This window comes from Salmonella sp. NW1250 (genome assembly GCF_051812965.1).
Lineage (GTDB): Bacteria > Pseudomonadota > Gammaproteobacteria > Enterobacterales > Enterobacteriaceae > Salmonella > Salmonella enterica.
On sequence record NZ_JAMNDD010000010.1, the window covers coordinates 62,895 to 86,459 of the forward strand.

The 23,565-nt window shown below is 53.9% G+C and carries 23 protein-coding genes; 10 read left to right on the forward strand and 13 right to left on the reverse strand.

The annotated features are described in order from the left end of the window. Positions 1–16: 16 nt before the first annotated feature. The gene (gene ypfM, locus NBA72_RS17215; RefSeq protein WP_001386977.1) at positions 17–76 is read right to left on the reverse strand and encodes a protein YpfM; all 60 of its coding nucleotides are present in this window, start codon (positions 74–76) and stop codon (positions 17–19) included. A 412-nt stretch (positions 77–488) separates the two neighbouring features. On the opposite strand from ypfM, the gene NBA72_RS17220 reads away from it, so the two are divergent. The 3 genes from NBA72_RS17220 to NBA72_RS17230 are packed head-to-tail and all read left to right on the forward strand — an operon-like array spanning position 489 to position 2,204. Beyond that, positions 489–845 (forward strand): ArsC family reductase, encoded by a 357-nt coding sequence (locus tag NBA72_RS17220; RefSeq protein WP_000631923.1) that lies wholly within the window; start codon positions 489–491, stop codon positions 843–845. A 3-nt stretch (positions 846–848) separates the two neighbouring features. Beyond that, positions 849–1,976: a succinyl-diaminopimelate desuccinylase gene (dapE, locus tag NBA72_RS17225; protein WP_001277825.1), complete on the forward strand. Its 1,128-nt coding sequence runs from the start codon at positions 849–851 to the stop codon at positions 1,974–1,976. Between the two features lie 27 nt (positions 1,977–2,003). Beyond that, a complete protein-coding gene (locus tag NBA72_RS17230; RefSeq protein WP_000383842.1) occupies positions 2,004–2,204 on the forward strand; it encodes a YpfN family protein in 201 nt (66 codons plus the stop codon). Between the two features lie 26 nt (positions 2,205–2,230). Here NBA72_RS17230 and tmcA read toward each other — a convergent pair whose 3' ends face one another. The 5 genes from tmcA to dapA all read right to left on the reverse strand — a co-directional run bounded on the left by tmcA (position 2,231) and on the right by dapA (position 8,076). Continuing rightward, a complete protein-coding gene (gene tmcA, locus NBA72_RS17235) occupies positions 2,231–4,249 on the reverse strand; it encodes a tRNA cytosine(34) acetyltransferase TmcA (protein ID WP_042948353.1) in 2,019 nt (672 codons plus the stop codon). Positions 4,250–4,264: 15 nt separating this feature from the next. Further along, positions 4,265–5,128 carry a KPN_02809 family neutral zinc metallopeptidase gene (gene ypfJ, locus NBA72_RS17240; protein ID WP_001267523.1) on the reverse strand — a complete coding sequence of 288 codons (864 nt, stop codon included), beginning with the start codon at positions 5,126–5,128 and terminating at the stop codon, positions 4,265–4,267. Between the two features lie 130 nt (positions 5,129–5,258). Further along, positions 5,259–5,972: a phosphoribosylaminoimidazolesuccinocarboxamide synthase gene (gene purC / locus NBA72_RS17245; RefSeq protein WP_001171630.1), complete on the reverse strand. Its 714-nt coding sequence runs from the start codon at positions 5,970–5,972 to the stop codon at positions 5,259–5,261. A gap of 174 nt (positions 5,973–6,146) precedes the next feature. Beyond that, on the reverse strand, positions 6,147–7,181 hold the full coding sequence (bamC, locus tag NBA72_RS17250; RefSeq protein ID WP_000331877.1) for an outer membrane protein assembly factor BamC: 1,035 nt from the start codon (positions 7,179–7,181) through the stop codon (positions 6,147–6,149). A 16-nt stretch (positions 7,182–7,197) separates the two neighbouring features. Further along, positions 7,198–8,076, reverse strand: coding sequence for a 4-hydroxy-tetrahydrodipicolinate synthase (gene dapA, locus NBA72_RS17255; protein WP_000494020.1), 879 nt, complete (start codon positions 8,074–8,076; stop codon positions 7,198–7,200). A gap of 145 nt (positions 8,077–8,221) precedes the next feature. Here dapA and NBA72_RS17260 point away from each other — a divergent pair, with 145 nt between their 5' ends. Both NBA72_RS17260 and bcp read left to right on the forward strand, forming a co-directional pair. Then, positions 8,222–8,794, forward strand: coding sequence for a glycine cleavage system transcriptional repressor (locus NBA72_RS17260; RefSeq protein WP_000189061.1), 573 nt, complete (start codon positions 8,222–8,224; stop codon positions 8,792–8,794). Then, positions 8,794–9,264, forward strand: coding sequence for a thioredoxin-dependent thiol peroxidase (gene bcp / locus NBA72_RS17265; RefSeq protein WP_001068686.1), 471 nt, complete (start codon positions 8,794–8,796; stop codon positions 9,262–9,264). The genes NBA72_RS17260 and bcp overlap by 1 nt, the downstream gene beginning before the upstream one ends. A gap of 46 nt (positions 9,265–9,310) precedes the next feature. Here the strand turns inward: bcp and NBA72_RS17270 are convergent, their stop codons facing one another. The 4 genes from NBA72_RS17270 to NBA72_RS17285 form a co-directional block, all read right to left on the reverse strand. Continuing rightward, entirely contained in the window at positions 9,311–10,450 is a 1,140-nt protein-coding gene (locus NBA72_RS17270) for a glycerate kinase (RefSeq protein ID WP_000706377.1), read from the reverse strand. 5 nt (positions 10,451–10,455) lie between these two features. Then, complete coding sequence (locus NBA72_RS17275) at positions 10,456–11,724, reverse strand: GntP family permease (RefSeq protein ID WP_000200859.1); 1,269 nt, start codon at positions 11,722–11,724, stop codon at positions 10,456–10,458. Positions 11,725–11,791: 67 nt separating this feature from the next. After that, positions 11,792–12,979 (reverse strand): sugar diacid recognition domain-containing protein, encoded by a 1,188-nt coding sequence (locus tag NBA72_RS17280; RefSeq protein ID WP_023138796.1) that lies wholly within the window; start codon positions 12,977–12,979, stop codon positions 11,792–11,794. Positions 12,980–13,255: 276 nt separating this feature from the next. After that, on the reverse strand, positions 13,256–14,323 hold the full coding sequence (locus NBA72_RS17285; RefSeq protein WP_000892057.1) for an AI-2E family transporter: 1,068 nt from the start codon (positions 14,321–14,323) through the stop codon (positions 13,256–13,258). A gap of 207 nt (positions 14,324–14,530) precedes the next feature. On the opposite strand from NBA72_RS17285, the gene bepA reads away from it, so the two are divergent. Further along, on the forward strand, positions 14,531–15,994 hold the full coding sequence (gene bepA / locus NBA72_RS17290) for a beta-barrel assembly-enhancing protease (protein WP_000489631.1): 1,464 nt from the start codon (positions 14,531–14,533) through the stop codon (positions 15,992–15,994). Positions 15,995–16,033: 39 nt separating this feature from the next. Then, positions 16,034–16,393 (forward strand): arsenate reductase (glutaredoxin), encoded by a 360-nt coding sequence (gene arsC / locus NBA72_RS17295; RefSeq protein ID WP_000132650.1) that lies wholly within the window; start codon positions 16,034–16,036, stop codon positions 16,391–16,393. A gap of 26 nt (positions 16,394–16,419) precedes the next feature. Here the strand turns inward: arsC and NBA72_RS17300 are convergent, their stop codons facing one another. From NBA72_RS17300 to upp, 3 genes are all read right to left on the reverse strand, one after another. Further along, positions 16,420–17,121 carry a DnaA inactivator Hda gene (locus NBA72_RS17300; RefSeq protein WP_061835882.1) on the reverse strand — a complete coding sequence of 234 codons (702 nt, stop codon included), beginning with the start codon at positions 17,119–17,121 and terminating at the stop codon, positions 16,420–16,422. A gap of 94 nt (positions 17,122–17,215) precedes the next feature. Beyond that, positions 17,216–18,505: a uracil permease gene (gene uraA, locus NBA72_RS17305; RefSeq protein ID WP_023138795.1), complete on the reverse strand. Its 1,290-nt coding sequence runs from the start codon at positions 18,503–18,505 to the stop codon at positions 17,216–17,218. Between the two features lie 87 nt (positions 18,506–18,592). Further along, positions 18,593–19,219 carry a uracil phosphoribosyltransferase gene (gene upp, locus NBA72_RS17310; protein ID WP_000706208.1) on the reverse strand — a complete coding sequence of 209 codons (627 nt, stop codon included), beginning with the start codon at positions 19,217–19,219 and terminating at the stop codon, positions 18,593–18,595. 415 nt (positions 19,220–19,634) lie between these two features. Here upp and purM point away from each other — a divergent pair, with 415 nt between their 5' ends. From purM to ppk1, 3 genes are all read left to right on the forward strand, one after another. Further along, positions 19,635–20,672, forward strand: a complete 1,038-nt coding sequence (gene purM, locus NBA72_RS17315; RefSeq protein ID WP_000130477.1) for a phosphoribosylformylglycinamidine cyclo-ligase — start codon at positions 19,635–19,637, stop codon at positions 20,670–20,672. Further along, positions 20,672–21,310 (forward strand): phosphoribosylglycinamide formyltransferase, encoded by a 639-nt coding sequence (gene purN / locus NBA72_RS17320; RefSeq protein ID WP_001028589.1) that lies wholly within the window; start codon positions 20,672–20,674, stop codon positions 21,308–21,310. Before purM ends, purN begins: the two co-directional genes overlap by 1 nt. A gap of 188 nt (positions 21,311–21,498) precedes the next feature. After that, positions 21,499–23,565 (forward strand): polyphosphate kinase 1, encoded by a 2,067-nt coding sequence (ppk1, locus tag NBA72_RS17325; RefSeq protein ID WP_000529555.1) that lies wholly within the window; start codon positions 21,499–21,501, stop codon positions 23,563–23,565.

Consider the following 23,565-nt stretch of genomic DNA (forward strand, 5'->3'; position numbering starts at 1 on the left):
GGTGCCTTCCAGGCATTTATTTACGAAGCATGACTTCGATAAAATCTTTCCAGTTCCCCAGTTCACGTTCAATCATAATAGCCTCTCTTATTATTATGGGTATTCTACGTAGTTAGCGGTATAGAGAGAAGTTCATTTAACCGATTGTTGCGATATCCTCTGGTTATGCTGTCTATGATATTACTATGGCGCTGTAGCCGTAAATTTTATGTGACTTACTGCAATATTTAGCAACATTAATACCTTTTCTACTACTTTATCAAATCGGGTTAAAAAACAATCAATTGCATGTGCGCAAAATAGGATTTTCCTCGCGAATTATAAACAAGCCACATCTGGAACGTTTTGGAATCATTATTCACATTCACTCAACAATGTTATATTGATTGCCGATCAGCGCTGGATAAATAACCATTAACAGCCACACTTATTATCCCGCAGACGATACTATTGATTATTTATTCGAATTTCGCGTTAAAGGATTCAATATGATTACCCTCTATGGCATTAAGAATTGCGACACGATCAAAAAAGCGCGCCGTTGGCTGGAGGAGCATGGCATTGATTATCGTTTTCACGATTACCGTGTGGATGGCATAGACCTCCCTCTTCTTAATACCTTTATTGCCGAACTCGGCTGGCAGCCGTTACTGAATACGCGCGGCACAACATGGCGCAAACTGGATGAAGGCGACCGCAGCGGGATTACCGATGCCGACTCCGCCGCTGCTCTCATGGTTGAACAGCCGGCAATCATCAAACGCCCATTGCTCTGCGCGCCCGGGAAGCCTATGCTGCTTGGTTTCAGTGAATCCCGTTATCAGCAGTTTTTTGATGAGGTGTAGTCTATGTCGTGCCCGGTTATTGAGCTGACACAGCAACTTATTCGTCGCCCCTCCCTGAGTCCGGATGACGCAGGCTGTCAGGCATTAATGATTGAACGCCTGCGTAAAATCGGTTTTACCATTGAGCATATGGATTTTGGCGACACGCAAAATTTTTGGGCATGGCGTGGACGTGGCGAAACGCTGGCGTTCGCCGGGCATACTGACGTCGTACCGGCTGGCGATGTCGATCGCTGGATCAATCCGCCGTTTGAGCCTACGATTCGCGACGGAATGTTGTTCGGTCGCGGCGCGGCGGATATGAAAGGTTCACTGGCGGCCATGGTGGTGGCTGCTGAACGTTTTGTTGCGCAGCATCCTCATCACCGGGGCCGCCTCGCGTTTTTGATTACCTCTGATGAGGAAGCCAGCGCAAAAAATGGCACCGTAAAGGTGGTTGAAGCGCTGATGGCCCGTAACGAGCGGCTGGATTACTGTCTGGTCGGCGAACCCTCCAGTACCGAAATTGTGGGCGATGTCGTCAAAAACGGGCGTCGCGGTTCCCTCACCTGTAACCTCACTATTCATGGCGTTCAGGGGCACGTCGCCTATCCGCATCTGGCGGATAACCCTGTTCATCGCGCTGCGCCTTTTCTTAATGAACTGGTCGCTATCGAGTGGGATCGGGGCAATGACTTTTTCCCGGCCACCAGTATGCAGGTAGCCAATATCCAGGCAGGCACCGGCAGCAATAATGTCATTCCCGGCGAACTGTTCGTGCAATTTAACTTCCGTTTCAGCACGGAACTGACCGATGAGATGATCAAAGAGCGGGTACATGCGCTGCTTGAGAAGCATCAGCTACGTTATACCGTAGACTGGTGGCTTTCCGGCCAGCCGTTCCTGACCGCACGCGGCAAGCTGGTGGACGCGGTGGTAAACGCCATTGAGCACTATAATGAAATTAAACCGCAATTACTGACGACGGGCGGTACGTCCGACGGACGTTTTATCGCCCGTATGGGAGCGCAGGTGGTAGAACTGGGGCCGGTGAACGCCACCATTCATAAAATTAATGAATGTGTGAATGCCGCCGATCTCCAGCTACTGGCCCGTATGTATCAACGCATTATGGAACAGCTCGTCGCCTGATGAGCGTTCCGGTAAGAGGAAATAAGCATGGACTGGCTGGCAAAATATTGGTGGATTCTGGTATTGGTGTTTCTGGTAGGCGTACTGCTGAATGTGATCAAAGATCTCAAACGCATCGACCATAAGAAATTCCTTGCCAATAAACCTGAACTGCCCCCGCATCGCGATTTTAACGATAAGTGGGACGATGAAGAAGACTGGCCGAAGAAAGATCAGCCGAAAAAGTAACCGGATAACATGCCGGACAGGTATCGCTATCCGGCATGGTCCCCACCGCCGGGCATTACGTCGCGCAAACGCTGCGTTCGTCCGGCATCCAGCGCAATCAGCGCCTGCGCCACCTGCGCACGCTGCAACGCCAGCAGAGCTTTACGGCCTGAAATGCGTAGCCGGGCGCACAGTTCGGCATCGCTGGCTTTTTCTTCCAGCCGCCCTCTCAGCGCCGGTAATGGCAATGCGCTGTATTGCAGTAAACGATGCAGGCAACCTAACGATGTCAGTAGCGGGCGGTGCGCGAAAGCAAAACCGACCAGCTCACGCCAGTCTTCATCATTAAGCGCCTGTTCGCGTAACGCCGCCAGCGGTATCGCCTCGCCGTTCCACTGCGTCAGGATATCCGCATCGCGGCGCAAACGTTGGTGTTCCTGCTGCGCCAGCCGTTTTCCCGCGTCGCTCAGCGGCAATAACGCCATCGCCGTATAGCAACCACTGCTCGCCTCCCGATGGTTGCCCATCCGTACCAGCACAAAGCCGCAGCGCTGCCAGAAGCGCCACAGCTCCGGCGTATAGCCAAAGCTGACGGAAAGATAATCACACTGCGCCGCCTGCTCGCACGCGCAGGCAATCAACTGCTGACCGATGCCTTCGCGCTGGCGGGCGGGGTGCACCGCGATACGGCTTACGCGACGCCCGACCAGCGTCGCGGCTAAAGGGTCGCTACCGTGCGCCGCCAGCGACTGCGCCACCAGATTTCCACGCGGCCGCCGGAAACCGCCCCATACAGCGTGACTGAGTTCTGCGGATAACCCACCCTCTTCGACCAGCCAGAGGGCGCCCGCCACACGGTTATTCGCCGTAGCCTGCAAGAAATGCTGTCCTGGCGCATCCATCATTCGGCGCAGATCCAGCGGCGAAGTACGATAGTGCGCCCCCGACAGTAACTGATACACAGCCCTCGGCAACGCGGGCGTCTTCCCCCAGGCCTGTTGGTAAAACGCCGAGATTGCTATCGCGCCATGTGGCGCCTGCGCAAACGCTTCATCGTCGAATATCAGCGCCTCGCTGACGATATTTTCCAGCGGGCATTCTGGCGCCCAGCGGACAGGCTGACGAAGCGTGAAGCGGTGAAGTTGCGGAAAACGGGCGCAAAACTTAAGTAAAAAACCGCGTCCGGTGCCTTCGTAGCCCTGAACGGTGGTGGTGAGTAGTATGCGGGGAAAGCGCGAAACCAGTTGCAGCAGCAGCGGTGCGGGGATTGCCGCCGCCTCGTCAACCACCAGCCAGTCGGCACTTGCTCCGCTCGCCAGCAACGCATCCGGCGCCATAAAGCAGAACCGCTCACCGGCAAACGCTGCCAGGATATCCGTTGCCGTTTTCGCCGGTGCGGTCACGATAGCCGTGCCCGCCATCCGGGAGATGAATTGCCCGGCCAGCGCCGATTTGCCGCGCCCACGGGGGGCAATCACCGTCGCCACGCCGGGCGGCATTTCACGTAAACGCGATAAGATAGCCGCCTGCTCCGGCTGCGGCTCGCCGGTGGCGGGTCGCCAGCGTTCACGGGAAGGATAAGATGGCCAGCAAAACGGCTGGTGCTGTCGCCAAAGCAGCGTTTGCGGATCGCGGGAAAGAGTCCGTTTAAGATGCTGTGCAAACTGCGGTGTGGGGATAGGCTGCGCGCAGTCGCTCCAGCGCAGTGAATCGGTATCAGGCCTGCTTTCCCACGTCTCATACGGCGGCATCAGCAGAAGCAGCCAGCTTCCGGCCTGCAAGGTCCCGCTCAGGGCGGCAAACGCTGCGGCGTCAAAGCCCTGCCAGGCATCAAATATCGCATGACGGAATTCACGGCCCAGCAGCGTTTGTAACGCCTGTGGCGTACAGCGCGGCTGGGCGGGCGCGTCAGGCGCGACCCACAGCCAGTCACCGGGCAGCGCAGCGCGTATCGCCTCGGCCCGCTCCCGGCACCACGCCGCATCGCCGCTGATGACCAGTAAACGGCGAATGCCTTCCTGTGTCATTTGCGACGTTAACGCCTGTAGCGCATCGATATCAGACATCCCTGCCCCGGTTTATCAAAAGTTTTTGCCAAACGTATTACATTGCGCCGGGTCACCGCTGTCAAAGCCACGCTTAAACCAGCTGTAGCGCTGTTCTGAGGTGCCGTGGGTAAAACTATCCGGCACGACGCGCCCCTGCCCCTGTTGCTGTAAGCGATCGTCGCCGATAGCCTGTGCGGCATTGAGCGCCTCTTCCAGATCGCCCGCCTCCAGTACGCCTTGCTGCTGCATACTGTGTCCCCACACGCCGGCAAAGCAATCCGCCTGTAGCTCCATGCGCACCGAAAGGCGATTCACCTCCGTTTGCGACGCGTTTTGCTGCAACTGGCGTACTTTCGGCTCAATACCTAACAGTTTTTGTACGTGGTGGCCGACTTCGTGGGCGATGACATAACCCTGGGCAAAATCACCGTCCGCGCCCAGCTTATTTTTCATATCATCGTAAAATGAGAGATCGATATAAACGGTGCCGTCCGCCGGGCAGTAAAACGGCCCCATCACGGACTGACCCGCACCACAGCCGGTGCGCGTCATACCACGGTACATCACCAGTTTTGGCTGCTGATAGCCGCGCCCCATTTTTTGAAAGAGTTGACCCCAGGTATCTTCGGTCGTCGCCAGAATCACCGAGGTAAATTTTGCCGCTTCATCATCATTGGGGCTTATCGAACGCGTCGACTGCTGCTGCGAAACCGGCTGACCGGTCAACAGACCGGTTAAATCCACCCCATAGTACCCTGCGACCAACACCACCACCAACAGAATGATGCCGCCTTTTCCGCGCGGAAGACGAAAGCCAGGGCCCCCCAGCGAGGGGCCGCCTGGCCGATTACGTCTGTCCTCTACATTGTTACTTTCACGACGCCCTTGCCAGCGCATAATCACCTCATTCTCTCTTTGTTATACAGATGATCGTAGGCGGTCAGGCGCAGGATTACCACAGGTAAACGCTATCAGAATGAGGAAAGGATGATACCGGAGAGCGGTTGCCCCCCGGTCAGAAGCGGAATTAATCTAATTTCACGCCCAGGCGATGCGCGACGGCTTCATAGGCTTCAATCAGACCGCCCAGACTCTGGCGGAAGCGGTCTTTGTCCATTTTGTCCAGCGTCTCTTTATCCCACAGGCGGCTGCCGTCCGGCGAAAACTCATCGCCCAGCACCACTTCGCCTTTATACAGGCCAAACTCCAGTTTGAAATCCACCAGGATAAGACCCGCGTCATCAAACAGTTTTTTCAGTACGTCGTTGGCTTTGTAGGTTAGCTCTTTCATACGCGCCAGATTTTCCTGACTTACCCAACCGAACGTTTCACAGTAGGAACTATTCACCATCGGGTCGTGCAGCGCGTCGTTTTTCAGGAACAGATCGAATATCGGCGGGTTAAGCTCCATGCCTTCTTCCACGCCCAGACGCTTGACCAGCGACCCAGCCGCACGGTTGCGCACCACACATTCAACCGGCACCATCTCCAGCTTCTTCACCAGACACTCGGTATCAGACAGCAAACGTTCCATCTGGGTCGGGATGCCCGCCTCGGCCAGTTTGGTCATAATGAAATGGTTGAATTTGTTATTTACCATGCCCTTGCGATCAAACTGTTCAATGCGCGCGCCATCCCCTGCTGACGTATCATTGCGGAATTCGAGCACCAACAGGTCCGGGTTTTCCGTGCTGTATACGGTTTTCGCTTTACCACGATACAACTCAGCTTGCTTTTGCATCTTTAACACTCCTGGGTGTGAATTAACGATAAGTATTCATTTCCTGCTACGCCTGCCGGAGACGTCGGCCTGTAATTGTGGTGCGAAATAGCGGTTAAATCGCGTTTTTGTACCGACGCACACGTTTGCGTATCTTATCAGAAAAAAGGGCCGGATTACTCCAGCCCTGTTAAATTACTTGTTGAACGCTGCCTGGAAGACGGCAACCAGCGCGTCGTTCTGGCTTTGCGTCAGAGTATGCCCCTTAGGATCGATAAACTGCAAGCTGCTGCGGTTATCTAAATCGCCGACCTGCAATTTATAGTCTCCGGATGCCAGGCCCGGGTCGCTAGCGCCCAGATCCCGCCAGTCGCTGTCAGACAACGGTTTGTACGTTACCGCCATGCTGCCCTGAGAGCGAGTGCTGTCGGTGACTTTCATGCCCACTTTTTCCAGCGCGGCCGGGAGGCGTTGCCACACGAGGTTGAACGGACCGCGAACGACCAGCATAGGTAAACCGGTATCATCAGCGGCGCTCTGCACATCCATCGTTGCGGCGGAACGGTTCTGCGCGGCATTTGCCGCATCCGTAGCGGTCTTATCCAGACCGGCGGAAATGACGTTCATCATTTCAGTGCTATAGCGCTGCAGCGACGCCGCGTCAGCGACCGGCTTGCCAGCCTGTTCCAGATTAACCAGTTTTACCGTTACCGCCTGCTGATAGCCCTGCGGCTTCACCGAGATTTGATAACGTCCACGATACTGTTCGTCTTCATCCAGGCGGTTCCAGTTCACCCAATCGGTCGTCAGGGTCTGGCTGGCATCGTCACGTTTTTCAATCGGATAATTTTTCGCCTGAATCACGCTGACGACTTGCGGCCACAGCGTGCTGCTCCGGCCATTCTCCACCAATAGCGTAGCGGTATCGCCAGAGAACTGGGTACGCGCGCCGCTCACTAACGCTAACGGCTGCGCCGGCGGACGGATATCCAACGCCTTACCAACCGCGCCGCTCCCCTTCGTGACCGGAATAACGTAGTCGCCGGTCGTTATCGGCAGGATCATTCCTGCCGGGGCGTGAAGTTCAGCAAGCGGCGCAGCATCCAGATAGGATTCATCGCCGCTTACCTGGCGCTTGTAGCGCGAATCGGAACTACAGGCAGCGAGCAGCAAAACAAGCGAAACACCCGCAACCTTCGCCAGGCGCGACTTTTGTACTGAGTAAGCCATCAAATCTCCCTAAACTTTACAGCAGGCCAGCATGCTGAAGCGCTGCTTTGACGATGTCACGACCATGGTCCGTGATAGGCGTCATTGGCAGGCGCAGCGTGTCGGTCGCCACAAGACCCAATGCCTTACATGCCCATTTCACCGGGATAGGATTGGGTTCGACAAATAGTTTGTTGTGTAACGGCATCAGACGCTGGTTGATAGCGCGCGCCTCGGCAAATTGCCCTTCCGCCGCCAGTTTGCACATGTCAGCCATCTCGCGCGCCGCTACGTTAGCCGTAACGGAAATCACGCCATGACCACCCAGTTGCATAAAGTCCAGCGCAGACGCGTCATCGCCGCTAAGCAGAATAAAATCGTCTGAAACCAGCTCTTTGATCTGGTGAACGCGGGTTAAGTTCCCTGTCGCCTCTTTGATAGCGATAATATTTTTTATTTCCGCCAGACGACCCACGGTTTCCGGCAACATGTCGCAACCGGTACGGGACGGCACATTATACAGAATTTGCGGCAAGTCAGTGTGTTCCGCGATGGCTTTGAAATGCTGGAACAAACCTTCCTGCGTCGGGCGATTGTAGTACGGCGTTACCGTCAGGCAGCCAACAATGCCGCTATCGTTAAAACGCTGCGTCAGGCTAATCGCTTCCGCGGTCGCGTTTGCGCCCGTGCCGGCGATAACCGGAATACGTCCGTCAGCCAGTTCCAGCGTCATCATCACGACATCGCCATGTTCATCATGGCTTAGCGTGGCAGACTCGCCGGTGGTGCCAACCGAAACAATCGCCGAGGTACCGTTGGCGACATGATAATCAATGAGTTTTTTCAGGCAAGACCTACTGACATTACCTTTCTCATCCATCGGCGTAACAAGCGCGACAATACTTCCCGTGAACATGGGCCATCCTCTGTGCAAACAAGTCCCTCAATGGTACGTTTGGTATGGCAATAAAAGCAAGCGACCAAAGCCGTTCTGATTGTTGTATGCAGGTTTTTTTTATGGTTTCCTTAAGATTACCTCACCGCTCAAAGGAATAACTGGTTTGACACCGTCATCACAACACTATTTGGTTATCACTGCGCTGGGCGCCGACAGGCCCGGTATTGTGAATACCATTACTCGCCATGTCAGCAGTTGCGGCTGTAATATCGAAGACAGCCGACTGGCGATGCTGGGCGATGAATTCACGTTTATTATGCTGTTGTCCGGCACGTGGAACGCGATTACCTTGATTGAATCGACATTGCCGTTAAAAGGCGCGGAGCTGGATCTGCTGATTGTGATGAAACGGACGTCCGACCGCCCCCGCCCGGCAATGCCCGCGACGGTATGGGTTCAGGTTGAGGTCGCCGACTCCCCGCATTTAATTGAGCGATTCACCGCGCTGTTTAATAGTCATGAAATGAATATTGCGGAGCTGGTCTCCCGCACGCAGCCGGCTGAAGGTGATAAAGCTGCGCAATTATTTATTCAAATCACCGCACATAGCCCGGCGTCGCAAAATTCCGCAAATATTGAGCAAGCCTTTAAAGCACTATGTACAGAACTCAATGCGCAAGGCAGTATAAACGTCGTCAATTACTCACAACATGATGAACAGGATGGAGTTAAGTAATGAATCCACTGAAAGCCGGTGATATCGCACCGAAATTTAGCTTGCCGGATCAAGACGGGGAACAAGTAAATTTGACCGACTTCCAGGGACAGCGCGTTCTGGTTTATTTCTACCCAAAAGCCATGACACCCGGCTGTACCGTGCAGGCCTGCGGCTTACGCGATAACATGGACGAGCTCAAAAAAGCAGGCGTGGACGTGCTGGGCATCAGCACCGATAAACCTGAAAAACTCTCCCGTTTCGCTGAAAAAGAGCTGCTGAACTTTACCCTTTTGTCCGATGAAAACCATCAGGTGTGTGAACAGTTCGGCGTCTGGGGCGAAAAGTCGTTTATGGGCAAAACGTATGACGGCATTCACCGCATCAGCTTTTTGATTGACGCTGATGGTAAGATTGAACACGTCTTTAATGATTTTAAAACCAGCAATCACCATGATGTGGTGCTGAACTGGCTGAAAGAAAACGCGTAAAAGCCTCAGGCCGCGCTGATGTGCGGCCTGGAAAGGGAATGCGCCGTCAGGCTTGCCGCGCCAGACGCCATATCGCCGCCACATTGCGCGCCGACAGGCTCAGGTTATATTCCGCCTCGTGTAAGGCTTCCGGCAACGTAACGATATGCGACAAAATCGACAGCGCCGCATCGATACCCTGTTGATACACAACGTGATGATCGTGTTGCAGCCCACCGGCGAGCGCGATAACCGGTTTATGATACCGCTTCGCCACTCTGGCGACGCCAATCGGCGTCTTGCCGCAAATACTTTGGCTGTCCAGCCGACCTTCTCCGGTAATCACCAGATCGGCATCTTTAACCGCCTGCTCAAGCTGTAGCGTTTCCACGACAATCTCTACGCCGGCGCGTAATTCCGCATTGAGCAACCCTAAAAGCGCGGCGCCCATTCCACCTGCCGCGCCCGCGCCGGGAGCATTAATCACCTCACGTCCCGTAGCCTGATAAATATGCCGGCCCCAGTTTTCCAGCGCCGCGTCCAGGGTGTTCACCATTTCCGCTGTCGCCCCTTTTTGTGGGCCAAAAATGGCCGATGCGCCCTGGGGACCACACAGCGGATTGTTGACATCGCACGCCACGGTTATCGATACCTTACGCAGCAATGGGTGACAACCGGACAGATCGATAGAGGCCAGCGCCGCCAGCGCCTCGCCGCCCGGAGAAAGCGAGCGCCCCTGTTTATCGCGCAATATAACGCCAAGCGCCTGCATCATCCCCGCGCCGCCGTCATTCGTCGCGCTGCCGCCAATTCCCAGAATAATACGCTTTACGCCACGCTCCAGCGCCGCGACGATTAACTCGCCGGTGCCGTAGCTGGTGGTATTAAGCGGGTTGCGCAATTCAGGCGAAACGTGATGCAGCCCGGATGCCGCCGCCATTTCAATCACGGCGGTATCGCTATCGCCCAGCATTCCCCAGCGCGCGGCCACCGGTTGCCCAAGCGGGCCTTGTACCCACTGGTCGACATAACGCCCGCCGCTGGCCTCCACCATTGATTGTACGGTTCCTTCCCCGCCATCCGCCATGGGCACTTTAACGTAGTCGGCGTCAGGATAAATTTCGCGGAACCCCTTTTCTATCGCCTCAGCGACCGCCATTGCGGACAAACTTTCTTTAAATGAATCAGGAGCAATAACAATTTTCATAGGGATTATCCTGCAAAACCAAAGAAACCGAACATCAGAGTAGAAATAAAGGTAATGGCTAACCCCACCAGCGTTTCATACGGCATTAGCTTTAAACGTTCATGAATTTGCATATTGACGCTGCCGCCCGTCGCGTGGAAAAAGCTGCCGTGCGGCAGATGGTCCAGCACCGTGGCGCCCGCATGGATCATAGCGGCTCCCGCCAGGGCGGAAACGCCAAGTTCAAGTAACGTGGGAGAGAAAACGCCGGACGCCACCGCCGTTCCCGCCGTAGTTGAGGCCGTCGCCATTGACATCATGGCGCCAGACACGGGCGCCAGCAGCCAGGACGGCAATCCCGAAGCGGTGAGGCCATGAATCAGGACATCTTTAAGTTCGGAATTAGCGATAATGCCGGCCAGCGTACCGGTTCCCAGCAACATAATAGCGACAGGCGCCATACGCATCAGACCGGCGACCATGTACTGGTTACAGTGGCGCGCGCGTCCCATCAACAGCAGACCGACCAATCCCCCTACGGGCAGGGCAATTAACGGGTCAATGGAAATGCCGGCAAACGGACGGAGAGAAAGCAGGAAAATAGCGACCAGCGGCGCGCTAATCGCCACCAGAAAACCGGGTCTGGCGACGGAGTCATCATGGTGAGTCACTTCATGATCGGCGACGCCCGCGCCTTTATTATTCAGCCGTTTCGCTAACAGATAGGCGATAATAAGCCCAACGATGCCCGGAACCACGCCCGCCAGCATAATAGAGGTAAGAGGAACATGAAACGCATCAGAGGCGGCAATAGCGTTCGGGTTGGGTGACATCACGTTACCCGCTTTGCCGCCGCCAACCATCGCCAGCAGAATAGCGCTTTTTGACAGGCCTGCATTACGCGCAATCGACAGCGCAATCGGCGCGACGGTAATCACCGCCACATCAATAAATACGCCGACGGCGGTCAAACATAGTGTGGCAATGGCTAATGCCAATAATGCCCGGGTTTCCCCCACTTTGCGGACAATCGTCTCAGCAATCGTATTCGCCGCCCCGGACTCAATTAATACGCCCGCCAGTACGCCTGCGGCCAGAATACGCAATACGGCATTAACGATGCCCTGCGCGCCTGACACCATCAGCGACACGGTTTGCAGAAGATCGGCGCCGCCAATCAAACCGCCGACCAGCGCGCCCGCCATCATGCCGTAGGCTGGCGACACTTTTCTTAAAATTAATACGATGGCCACAACCAATGCGGCAATGGCTCCCAGGGTGGATATCGACGTCATATACTGCGCCTCCTTTAACATGGAGCGCGCAGTATGGAAAAACCCGCCTAAAAATCCGCTGGAGCTTTCAACAAATTTCGATTCGACCTGGCAGCGGTAACTTGTCGGACGGTACAGATTCGGCCTGGAGCTCCATACCGATATAAAGCCAAAGCGTACTTTTTAACTCGTTGATTTTTATGTGCGTAATATCCTCACAGCGCTGTAAGCGATAGCGCAATGTATTCACATGAATATGCAATGCTTTGGCCGTTTGCGTCAGGTCACAATTATGTTCAAACCAGGTCCGCAGCGTCTGTTGCAATACGCCTTTCGCGTCATGTTGCGCCAGTTGTAGCCACAGACGCGATAACTCCTGCACTTGCCAACTTTCAGACAGCCCGCTTAGCAGCGCGGGAAGCGCGTGGTCATGATAAAAAATATACTGGCTGCGCAGCTTTTGTCTTTTCGCCATCGCCTGCGTGGCTCTCGCTGTGAGCAAAGATCGGTGCAATCCCGTCTCGCCGGCAAAATAGCCCCCAACCAAAATACGGCTAAAGCCCGATGATGCAGCCCATGATTTAAAAATCTGCAATTCCCCCATTTCCTGGCGGGTATTCCACTTTCCCTCTTTTAACGTGATAGGCTTAATAATGATTAATTCATTAAATTCGGTAAACGTCACCAAATGGTTGCGCGCGTGATTCTCGAAATAATCCATTACATTGCGCAGCGCTTCGCGATCCGGCTGGGAAAGTTCAATAATCAGCACCACTCTGGGAACCGCCAGATCAATGCCCAGATAGGCCGCCATGGAGCGCAACGACTCTGTTGAATTTTCTCGCAAAATCAATTGGTTGATCAGCTCTTCGCGATAGCGTTTATCCCACTGTCGCTGTTCGATCAGCACCATATGCTCGATCACCAGCTCCGCCGCCATTTTAACCAGCTCGGCATACGCGCGAACCACCTCCGGCTCGCCGGTAATGCCGACCACGCCGATAAGCTGTTCATGAAAAGAGATGGGAAGATTAATGCCGGATCGCACGCCTTTAAGCTGATTGGCGGTAGCGGAATCAATTTCTACAATACGGTTTTCCTTCAGCGCCAGAATGGCTCCTTCATGACGCTGGCGAAGCCGCGAAGGTTCGCCAGACGCGATAATGACGCCATGTTCATCCATGACGTTTACCGAGTAAGGAATAATTTTCATGGCTCGCTGTACAATTTGCCGCGCGGTATACCCTTTCAAGTAATGTTTTCTCAACACACTCATTCCCTGTTTCGTTATCGCTTCACATTAAAAAAACAATCTCGCATCAATGATGTCACTTATTAACGAATTTCTCAGAAGAATGCTTAGGCTAAGTCACCAAATTTTGGCGGCTTTACAGCGAGAATTTTGTAGGTTCCAACAATAAAAATGCCGCAACACGGTGCGGCATTAAAAAAAAGAGCGGCTTTCTAAGCGCTTGTCCCTCATCAGGCGTGCGCAAAATGGCGGCAGGGCACTATGATGTCGTTCACGCTTTACAACTTTTGTACAGACCGCTCAGGATGAGGTATCCGTCACCTGACCATCCGGCCAGGCATGGACAACGGCTTTAATCAGCGTCGCCAATGGAATGGCGAAAAACACTCCCCAGAAACCCCACAGACCGCCGAAAATCACCACTGACAGAATAATCACCAGCGGATGCAAATTCACCGCTTCGGAGAAAAGTACCGGTACCAGCAAATTGCCATCCAGCGCCTGAATAATCAGATAAACGGCAAAACAGCTCCAGAATTCCGTCCCCAGGCCAAACTGAAACAGCGCGACGCCCACCACCGGAATTGTCACCACAAAGGCGCCGATATAGGGGATCAGGACCGAAAAGCCCACCAGTACCGCCAGCAGTAGCGAATAATTGAGGCCAAACAGCAAAAAGCCCAGCCAGGTCGCTACGCCCACCACCACCATCTCCAGCACTTTTCCGCGGATATAGTTGGTGATCTGCTGATTCATCTCATTCCACACCTGCCCCGCCAGCCCGCGATTACGCGGCAGCACGCGGCGCACGGCATTCAGCATCTGCTCTTTATCTTTTACCAGGAAAAAGACCATCAGCGGCACCAGCACCAGATATACCGCCAGCGTCAGTAGCCCGACTAACGAAGCCAGCGAATACTTCACCACCGAATCGCCCATGTTAAGCATCCGGGTACGCATGTTTTCCGCCATCGCATCAATAATGCCCGCATCCATCAGCGCCGGATAGCGTCGCGGCAAGGTCGCGGCAAAATCGGACAGTTTATTCAGCATACCGGGCATATCACGAATCAGGTAAATACCCTGCTGCCAGGCAATCGGCATCACCACAAACGCCATTAATAACAGAATGCCGACAAAGAGGATAAGGACAATGGAGGCTGCCCAGCGCCGGGAACAGCCAATCGCCTGCAGGCGCGCCGTCGGCCACTCCAGCAGGTAGGCCAGTACGATAGCGACCAGCAGCGGCGCTAACAGGCCGCTAAAGAAAAAGAGGATGCTAAAACCAGCCACCAGAATGACCAGCAAGGCAATCGCCTCCGGGTCGCTGAAGCGACGGCGATACCATTGCATTAACATTTCGAGCATAAAACCCTTCCCAGAACTCAACTGCGGGATTGTGATGCCGAATTGTATCGAAATGTCACAAAAAAGACTTCGCTTTTTATCGTTGATTCAGGAAACTAAAATAGTGAGTCTGTGCTCATCACAGTTACACTTATGAAGTGTCGGAGCGTGGAACGATATTTCACGACGTTGGTCAAAGGGCTATCTCAAAACAACAGGATAGAGGTTATGTTCAGGCAGTTGAAAAAAAACCTGGTGGCAACCCTCATTGCAGCATTGGCTCTCGGTCAGGTCGCGCCCGCATTTGCCGACCCTGCCGACACGCTGCCCGATATGGGAACCTCGGCAGGAAGCACGCTTTCTATCGGACAAGAGATGCAAATGGGCGACTTTTATGTGCGCCAGCTACGCGGCAGCGCGCCGTTAATCAACGATCCGCTGCTGGTGCAATACATTAACGCGCTGGGTATGCGTCTGGTCTCGCACGCCGACTCCGTCAAAACGCCCTTCCATTTTTTCTTGATCAATAATGACGAAATCAACGCGTTCGCGTTTTTTGGCGGCAATGTGGTGTTGCACTCGGCGCTTTTTCGCTACGCGGATAACGAAAGCCAGCTAGCTTCAGTCATGGCGCATGAAATCTCCCACGTGACGCAGCGCCACCTGGCGCGCGCGATGGAAGATCAAAAGCGCAGCGCGCCGCTTACCTGGGTGGGCGCGCTGGGTTCCATTTTGCTGGCCATGGCCAGCCCACAGGCCGGTATGGCGGCACTAACCGGTACTCTGGCGGGAACGCGCCAGGGAATGATAAGTTTCACCCAGCAAAATGAGCAAGAAGCCGACCGTATTGGTATTCAGGTACTGCAACGCGCCGGATTTGACCCACAGGCGATGCCCTCTTTCCTCGAAAAACTGCTCGACCAGGCGCGTTACTCCACGCGACCGCCTGAAATTTTGCTCACTCACCCCTTACCGGAAAGCCGCCTTGCGGATGCCCGCAACCGTGCCAACCAGATGCGCCCGGTCGTGGTGCAATCTTCCGCCGACTTCTATCTCGCCAAAGCGCGCGCCCTGGGAATGTACAATTCCGGACGTAACCAGCTCACCAGCGACCTACTGGATCAGTGGTCTAAAGGCAACGTGCGTCAGCAACATGCGGCGCAATATGGCCGGGCGTTGCAGGCGATGGAAGCGAGCAAGTACGATGAAGCGCGCAAAACGTTGCAGCCGCTATTAAGCGCGGAACCGAACAATGCCTGGTATCTTGACCTCGCCACCGATATTGACCTCGGGCAGAAAAGAGCCAACGACGCGATTAATCGCCTGAAAAATGCCCGCGATCTGCGCGTTAATCCTGTGCTGCAATTAAACCTCGCCAATGCGTACCTCCAGGGAGGCCAGCCGAAAGCGGCGGAAACCATTCTGAATCGCTACACCTTTAGCCATAAAGATGACGGTAACGGCTGGGATCTGCTTGCTCAGGCCGAAGCCGCGCTGAACAACCGCGATCAGGAGCTGGCGGCACGCGCTGAAAGTTATGCGCTGGCGGGACGACTGGATCAGGCAATTTCACTGCTCAGCAGCGCCAGCGCCCAGGCAAAACTGGGTAGTCAGCAACAGGCGCGTTACGATGCGCGTATCGACCAGTTGCGCCAGTTACAGGAACGCTTCAAGCCATACACGAAAATGTAATCGCCGTTTATTAGCCGGATGGCGTCACAAGGAGAACTCATGACCGACACGATTAAAATCTACCATAACCCGCGCTGCTCGAAGAGCCGCGACACGCTGAACCTGCTGAAATCTAACGGCGTGGAACCGGAAGTGGTGCTTTATCTGGATACGCCCGCCGACGCCGCCACTGTGCGGGAACTGCTGCGTATGTTGGGCATGTCCAGCGCGCGCGAACTGATGCGCCAGAAAGAAGATCTCTATAAGACGCTTCACCTGGCGGATAGCCAGCTGAGTGAAGAGGCGTTAATCCAGGCGCTGGTTGAACACCCTAAACTGATGGAGCGCCCCATTGTGGTGGCAAATGGTCAGGCGCGCATTGGCCGACCGCCTGAGCAGGTGCTGGACATCCTCGGTTAACCGTTGAACGCCGCCGTCGCGGCGTATTACAGTTTCAGGATCTCTTTGACAAACGGGATCGTCAGTTTTCGCTGGGCAGTGATCGACGCATGATCGAGCTGATCCAGCGTCATAAACAGCGTGCGCATTTCGCGATCAAGACGTTTGAGCAAAAACCGCCCGACATCTTCCGGCAGTTCAAACCCCCGTAACCGGGCGCGCAACTGTAGCGCCTGAAGTTTGTCTTCATCGGAAAGAGGCTGGAGTTTATAGATTTGCCCCCAGTCCAGACGGGAAGCGAGATCGGGCAAGCCCAGATTTAACTGTCTTGGCGGACGATCGCCGGTGATCAATAACCGCGTCTTACCAGACTCCAGAATGCGGTTATAGAGATCAAAGATCGCCATCTCCCACAGTTCATCGCCAGCGACACACTCAATGTTATCAATACACACCAGCGAGAGGTGTTCCATACCGTCGAGCACTTCCGGCACGAACCAGGTGCGTTTATCGAGCGGGACGTAGCCTACCGCATCTCCACGCTGCGACAATTCAGCGCAGGCGGCGTGCAGCAAATGGCTGCGGCCCGCGCCTTCACGCGCCCAAAGGTAGATATATCCACTATGTTCCTGGCGCAACACGTTTTGTAACGCGGCCAGTAGAGAGGCGTTATCCCCCGGCCAGAAACTTGCGAAAGTTTCGTCGTCAGGAAGATAAAGTGGCAAAGAGAGCTGTGCCGGTGTGTTCAGAGATACCTCAACCCAGGATGACATAAAATCGCGCTGAGTTTACCACATAATTCCCTTGAGATAGAACCGGGCAGCATCGCTGCCCGGCAACCTGTTAATGATGCGGAGACTCCGCATCATTTGCCTCCAGTACCACTTCTTCCGGACGCAACAGGCTAATCAGTTTAAAAATCAGGCTCAGGCAAATCCCGACGATGGTCGCCAGCGCCATCCCTTTCAATTCTGCCGCGCCGATATGCACTTTCGCGCCGCTCACGCCGATGATCAAAATCACCGAGGTGAGGATCAGGTTTTGCGCTTTGTTGTAGTCGACTTTCGATTCGATCAATACGCGAATCCCCGACGCGCCGATAACGCCGTACAACAGTAGCGAAACGCCGCCCATCACGGGTAACGGGATAATCTGAATCGCCGCCGCCAGTTTGCCAACGCAGGAAAGCAGAATGGCGAAAATCGCCGCGCCGCCGATAACCCAGGTACTGTAAACGCGGGTGATCGCCATGACGCCAATATTTTCCCCATAGGTGGTATTCGGCGTGGAGCCGAAGAAACCGGAGACGATCGTCGACAGTCCGTTAGCGAACATCGAGCGGTGCAAACCGGGATCGCGCACTAAATCTTTTTTGACGATATTCGCCGTCACCACCAGATGACCGACATGCTCGGCGATCACGACCAACGCCGCGGGCAGAATCGTCAGGATCGCGAACCATTCAAAACGCGGCGTATAGAAAGTCGGTAGCGCAAACCAGTGTGCCTGGGCAATCGGCGTGGTATCGACCACTCCCAGCGCGAATGACAGCGCATAGCCTGCCAGCACGCCGATCAAAATCGGAATGATCGCCAGGAAACCACGAAACAGTACGGAGCCGAACACCGTCACCGCCAGCGTGACCATGGAGATGATAATTGTTTTCGTGTCCGGCGACTGCCCTTGCGCAGGCAGCAATCCGGCCATCCCCGCCGCGACGCCAGCCAGCTCCAGACCGATGACGGCAACGATTGCGCCCATTGCCGCAGGCGGGAACATCACATCCAGCCAGCCGGTGCCCGCTTTTTTAACGATGAAAGAGACCAGACAGAACAGCACGCCGCACATAATAAAACCGCCCAGCGCCACTTCATAACCCAACGGCAACAGCAGTAGTACCGGGGAAATAAAGGCAAAGCTCGATCCGAGGTAGGCCGGGATTTTACCTTTGCAGATAAAGAGATACAGCAACGTTCCGATACCGTTAAACAGCAGAACCGTCGCGGGGTTGATATGAAACAGAACTGGCACCAGCACGGTCGCGCCAAACATGGCGAAAAGGTGCTGTAAACTAAGCGGGATTGTCTGTAAAAGCGGCGGTCTTTCACTCACCCCGATAGCACGGCGCGTCATAGTGTTTTCCTCTAAGTGTGTTTGTTATGAGTTGTTTTATTCAAAAAAAAGCCGACTCTTAAAGTCGGCTTTTAATTATTTATTCACTTATTTGGTACCAAAAATCTTATCGCCGGCATCGCCAAGCCCCGGAATAATGTATCCGTGCTCGTTAAGCCCCTGATCGATAGAGGCGGTGTACAGTTCAACGTCCGGGTGCGCTTTTTCCAGCGCCGCAATGCCTTCCGGCGCGGCGACCAGCACCAGCACCTTAATGCTGCTACAGCCTGCTTTTTTCAGCAGGTCGATGGTCGCGATGACAGAACCGCCGGTCGCCAGCATCGGGTCGACGATCAGCGCCATGCGCTCATCAATGTTCGATACCAGTTTCTGGAAATAAGGTACTGGCTCAAGCGTCTCTTCGTTACGGTACATCCCGACTACGCTGATACGCGCGCTCGGTACATTTTCCAGAACGCCTTCCATCATACCCAGACCCGCGCGCAGAATCGGCACAACGGTAATTTTTTTACCTTTGATCTGGTCGATTTCCACCGGGCCATTCCAGCCTTCGATGGTGACTTTTTCCGTTTCCAGGTCGGCTGTCGCTTCATACGTCAGCAGGCTGCCTACTTCTGAGGCGAGTTCACGAAAGCGTTTAGTGCTAATGTCGTTTTCACGCATCAGACCCAGCTTGTGTTTGACGAGTGGGTGTTTGACTTCCACGATCTTCATACTCTTCTCCTATCCTCAGATGACTGGCAACCACAAAAAAAAATCGCCGGATTATACCGCTTTTCCTCTCTGACGCAACACAATGTATGCTTGACCTGGATCAACCAAAAGCGCTGATAGCGGAAAAGTGAGTATAAATCACTCACGTTGAAACAGGCGATAAAGGCTAACAACCGTTTGAATATTAGCAATTTTAAGGGTGAATGACCTGTCCCGACCGCCTGTCGTAAACCAAGTGCTGGATATCCTTTTCTTTTTTACCAACAGGGAAATTTTCAAGCAGCGACCGAAACCATGCAAAAAAAATCGCCCGGATAACCAGGGCGCAGACCACGCTCGCAAACGTTTGCTTTCCCTGTTAGAATTGCGCCGAATTTAACTTTTACCGCAAAAAAAAAACGTGGGGAACCAGGCAGTGACCGATAAGACCTCTCTTAGCTATAAAGATGCCGGCGTCGATATTGATGCGGGTAACGCTCTGGTTGATCGAATCAAAGGCGTAGTGAAGAAAACTCGCCGCCCGGAGGTTATGGGCGGTCTGGGCGGTTTCGGTGCGCTGTGCGCGTTGCCGCAAAAATATCGTGAACCGGTACTGGTTTCCGGCACTGACGGCGTAGGCACCAAACTTCGCCTGGCGATGGACTTAAAGCGTCACGACGCTATCGGTATTGATCTGGTGGCGATGTGCGTAAACGATCTGGTCGTTCAGGGCGCGGAACCGCTGTTTTTCCTCGATTACTATGCCACGGGTAAACTGGATGTCGATACCGCCGCCAGCGTGATCAACGGTATTGCCGAAGGCTGCCTGCAATCCGGCTGCGCGCTGGTCGGCGGCGAGACGGCGGAAATGCCGGGCATGTATCACGGCGAAGATTACGATGTGGCGGGTTTCTGCGTCGGCGTAGTCGAAAAATCAGAAATCATCGACGGCTCCCGGGTTGCCGAAGGCGACGTGCTGATTGCGCTCGGCTCCAGCGGCCCGCACTCGAATGGATATTCGCTGGTGCGGAAAATTATTGACGTTAGCGGCTGCGACCCACAAACCACTCTGCTGGAAGGGAAGCCGCTGGCCGATCATCTGCTTGAACCGACCCGTATCTACGTAAAATCGGTTCTGGAACTGATTGAAAACGTCGATGTGCACGCTATCGCCCACCTCACCGGCGGCGGCTTTTGGGAGAATATTCCGCGCGTTCTGCCGGAGAATACCCAGGCGGTAATTAATGAGTCGTCATGGCAGTGGCCCGCCATCTTTACCTGGCTGCAAACCGCCGGTAATGTCAGCCGACATGAAATGTACCGTACCTTTAACTGCGGCGTCGGCATGGTGATTGCGCTCTCCGCTCCGGAAGCGGACAAAGCGCTTGCTCTGCTAAACGAGAAAGGTGAAAACGCATGGAAAATCGGTATCATCAAAGCCTCTGATTCCGAACAGCGTGTGGTTATTGAATAATGAATATTGTGGTGCTGATTTCCGGCAATGGAAGCAATTTACAGGCGATTATCGATGCCTGCGAAGCGAAGAAAATTAAAGGCACCCTCAGGGCAGTATTCAGCAATAAGGCCGACGCGTTCGGCCTTGAACGCGCCAGAGAAGCCGGCATTCCGGCGCAAGCGCTGACTGCCGATCGGTTTGACAGCCGCGACGCCTTCGATCGCGAGTTGATTCGCAAGATAGACGCGTATGCGCCCGATGTGGTCGTGCTGGCCGGTTTTATGCGTATTCTGAGTCCGATGTTTGTCGCGCATTACTACGGGCGTCTGCTGAACATTCACCCTTCCCTGCTGCCAAAATATCCGGGGTTGCATACCCATCGACAGGCGCTGGAAAACGGCGATGAGGAGCACGGTACCTCGGTACATTTCGTGACAGACGAACTCGACGGCGGCCCGGTCATTCTCCAGGCGAAGGTGCCGGTTTTTGCCGACGACAGCGAAGATGATATCACCGCACGCGTACAGACTCAGGAACATGCGATTTATCCGCTGGTGATTAGCTGGTTTGCGCAGGGGCGTCTAAAGATGCGCGATAACGCCGCCTGGCTGGACGGGCGTCGTCTGCCGCCGCAAGGTTATGCGTCTGACGAATAATACGTCATCGAACAGGACTGCGTCTGCTTGCCGGATGGCGGCATAAATGCCTATCCGGCCTACTCTTTTCCCTTCCTTTATGCTATCAGTTTATTGTCATATTTTTCTGGCGCAGTTGGACATTAACGCGTAATGCTCGCCATAATCATCAGGCAGTGTCCCGTGAATAAAACGGAGTATAGGTAGTAATGGGTCAGGAAAAGCTATATATCGAGAAAGAACTAAGCTGGTTAGCATTTAACGAACGCGTGTTACAGGAAGCGGCGGACAAATCCAACCCGTTGATTGAGCGGATGCGGTTCCTGGGAATCTATTCTAATAACCTCGACGAGTTCTACAAAGTGCGTTTCGCTGAACTGAAACGACGCATTATTATCAGCGAAGAACAGGGTTCAAATTCTCATTCACGCCATTTGTTAGGCAAAATTCAGTCCCGCGTGTTGAAAGCAGACCAGGAGTTCGACGGCCTGTACAACGAATTACTGCTGGAAATGGCGCGTAATCAAATCTTTCTGATCAACGAGCGTCAGCTCTCGGTGAACCAACAAAGCTGGTTGCGCCACTATTTTAAGCACTATTTGCGCCAGCATATTACCCCGATTCTCATTAACCGGGAGACGGATCTTGTTCAGTTTTTAAAGGATGATTACACCTATCTGGCGGTGGAGATTATCCGCGGCGACACCATCAACTATGCGCTACTGGAGATACCGTCCGACAAAGTCCCACGCTTCGTTAATCTGCCGCCGGAAACACCACGCAGACGCAAGCCGATGATCCTCTTGGATAATATTCTGCGCTACTGCCTGGATGACATTTTTAAAGGGTTCTTCGACTATGACGCGCTTAATGCCTATTCGATGAAAATGACCCGCGATGCCGAATATGACCTGGTGCATGAGATGGAATCCAGTCTGATGGAGCTGATGTCTTCCAGCCTGAAGCAGCGCCTGACCGCTGAACCTGTGCGCTTTGTCTACCAACGCGATATGCCCGCCGCGCTGGTCGACGTACTGCGGGAAAAACTGACGATCTCCCGGTATGACTCAATCGTACCCGGCGGGCGCTACCACAATTTTAAAGACTTTATTAATTTTCCGAATGTCGGTAAAGCCAACCTGGTCAATAAACCGTTACCGCGGTTACGCCATCTTTGGTTTGATAAAGAGAAGTTTCGTAACGGTTTCGACGCGATTCGTGAACGTGATGTGCTGCTCTATTATCCTTATCACACCTTTGAACATGTGCTGGAACTGCTGCGTCAGGCATCGTTTGACCCAAGCGTGCTGGCGATCAAAATCAATATTTATCGCGTAGCGAAAGACTCGCGCATTATTGACTCGATGATCCATGCCGCCCATAACGGCAAAAAAGTCACCGTGGTGGTGGAGTTGCAGGCGCGCTTCGATGAAGAGGCAAATATTCACTGGGCCAAGCGGTTAACCGAAGCGGGCGTCCACGTTATTTTCTCTGCGCCCGGGCTGAAAATTCACGCCAAACTCTTTCTCATCTCACGAAAAGAGGGCGATGACGTGGTGCGTTATGCGCATATCGGCACCGGTAACTTCAACGAAAAAACGGCGCGGCTGTATACCGATTATTCGCTGCTGACCGCCGATGCGCGCATTACCAATGAAGTGCGCCGGGTCTTTAATTTTATTGAAAACCCCTATCGCCCGGTCACTTTCGATTATTTGATGGTTTCTCCACAAAACTCACGGCGTCTGCTGTATGAGATGATCGATCGTGAAATCGCCAATGCCCAGCAAGGCTTACCGTCAGGGATTACCTTAAAGCTTAACAACCTGGTCGATAAAGGGCTGGTCGACAGGCTATACGCCGCGTCGGGTTCGGGCGTCCAGGTCAATCTGCTGGTGCGCGGTATGTGTTCTCTTATTCCGCAACTGGAAGGCATTAGCGATAATATTCGCGCGATTAGCATTGTGGATCGCTATCTGGAACACGATCGGGTTTATATTTTCGAAAACGGCGGTGATAAGCAAGTTTGGCTCTCTTCAGCTGACTGGATGACGCGTAATATTGACTACCGTATCGAAGTCGCTACGCCTATCCTCGACCCGCGGCTTAAACAACGCGTCCTGGATATCATTGACATTCTGTTTAGCGACACGGTAAAAGCGCGTTTTATCGATAAAGAACTCAGCAACCGCTACGTACCGCGCGGCAATCGCCGTAAAGTCCAGGCGCAGCTGGCAATTTATGACTACATCAAATCACTCGAGCAACCAGACTAA

Excerpts from the sequence above, each read along its gene's own strand:
- NBA72_RS17220 (WP_000631923.1), top strand. The coding sequence starts at position 489 with ATGATTACCCTCTATGGCATTAAGAATTGCGACACGATCAAAAAAGCG.
- dapE (WP_001277825.1), top strand. The coding sequence starts at position 849 with ATGTCGTGCCCGGTTATTGAGCTGACACAGCAACTTATTCGTCGCCCC.
- NBA72_RS17230 (WP_000383842.1), top strand. The coding sequence starts at position 2,004 with ATGGACTGGCTGGCAAAATATTGGTGGATTCTGGTATTGGTGTTTCTG.
- tmcA (WP_042948353.1), bottom strand. The coding sequence starts at position 4,249 with ATGTCTGATATCGATGCGCTACAGGCGTTAACGTCGCAAATGACACAG.
- ypfJ (WP_001267523.1), bottom strand. The coding sequence starts at position 5,128 with ATGCGCTGGCAAGGGCGTCGTGAAAGTAACAATGTAGAGGACAGACGT.
- purC (WP_001171630.1), bottom strand. The coding sequence starts at position 5,972 with ATGCAAAAGCAAGCTGAGTTGTATCGTGGTAAAGCGAAAACCGTATAC.
- bamC (WP_000331877.1), bottom strand. The coding sequence starts at position 7,181 with ATGGCTTACTCAGTACAAAAGTCGCGCCTGGCGAAGGTTGCGGGTGTT.
- dapA (WP_000494020.1), bottom strand. The coding sequence starts at position 8,076 with ATGTTCACGGGAAGTATTGTCGCGCTTGTTACGCCGATGGATGAGAAA.
- bcp (WP_001068686.1), top strand. The coding sequence starts at position 8,794 with ATGAATCCACTGAAAGCCGGTGATATCGCACCGAAATTTAGCTTGCCG.
- NBA72_RS17270 (WP_000706377.1), bottom strand. The coding sequence starts at position 10,450 with ATGAAAATTGTTATTGCTCCTGATTCATTTAAAGAAAGTTTGTCCGCA.
- NBA72_RS17275 (WP_000200859.1), bottom strand. The coding sequence starts at position 11,724 with ATGACGTCGATATCCACCCTGGGAGCCATTGCCGCATTGGTTGTGGCC.
- NBA72_RS17280 (WP_023138796.1), bottom strand. The coding sequence starts at position 12,979 with ATGAGTGTGTTGAGAAAACATTACTTGAAAGGGTATACCGCGCGGCAA.
- NBA72_RS17285 (WP_000892057.1), bottom strand. The coding sequence starts at position 14,323 with ATGCTCGAAATGTTAATGCAATGGTATCGCCGTCGCTTCAGCGACCCG.
- bepA (WP_000489631.1), top strand. The coding sequence starts at position 14,531 with ATGTTCAGGCAGTTGAAAAAAAACCTGGTGGCAACCCTCATTGCAGCA.
- arsC (WP_000132650.1), top strand. The coding sequence starts at position 16,034 with ATGACCGACACGATTAAAATCTACCATAACCCGCGCTGCTCGAAGAGC.
- uraA (WP_023138795.1), bottom strand. The coding sequence starts at position 18,505 with ATGACGCGCCGTGCTATCGGGGTGAGTGAAAGACCGCCGCTTTTACAG.
- upp (WP_000706208.1), bottom strand. The coding sequence starts at position 19,219 with ATGAAGATCGTGGAAGTCAAACACCCACTCGTCAAACACAAGCTGGGT.
- purN (WP_001028589.1), top strand. The coding sequence starts at position 20,672 with ATGAATATTGTGGTGCTGATTTCCGGCAATGGAAGCAATTTACAGGCG.
- ppk1 (WP_000529555.1), top strand. The coding sequence starts at position 21,499 with ATGGGTCAGGAAAAGCTATATATCGAGAAAGAACTAAGCTGGTTAGCA.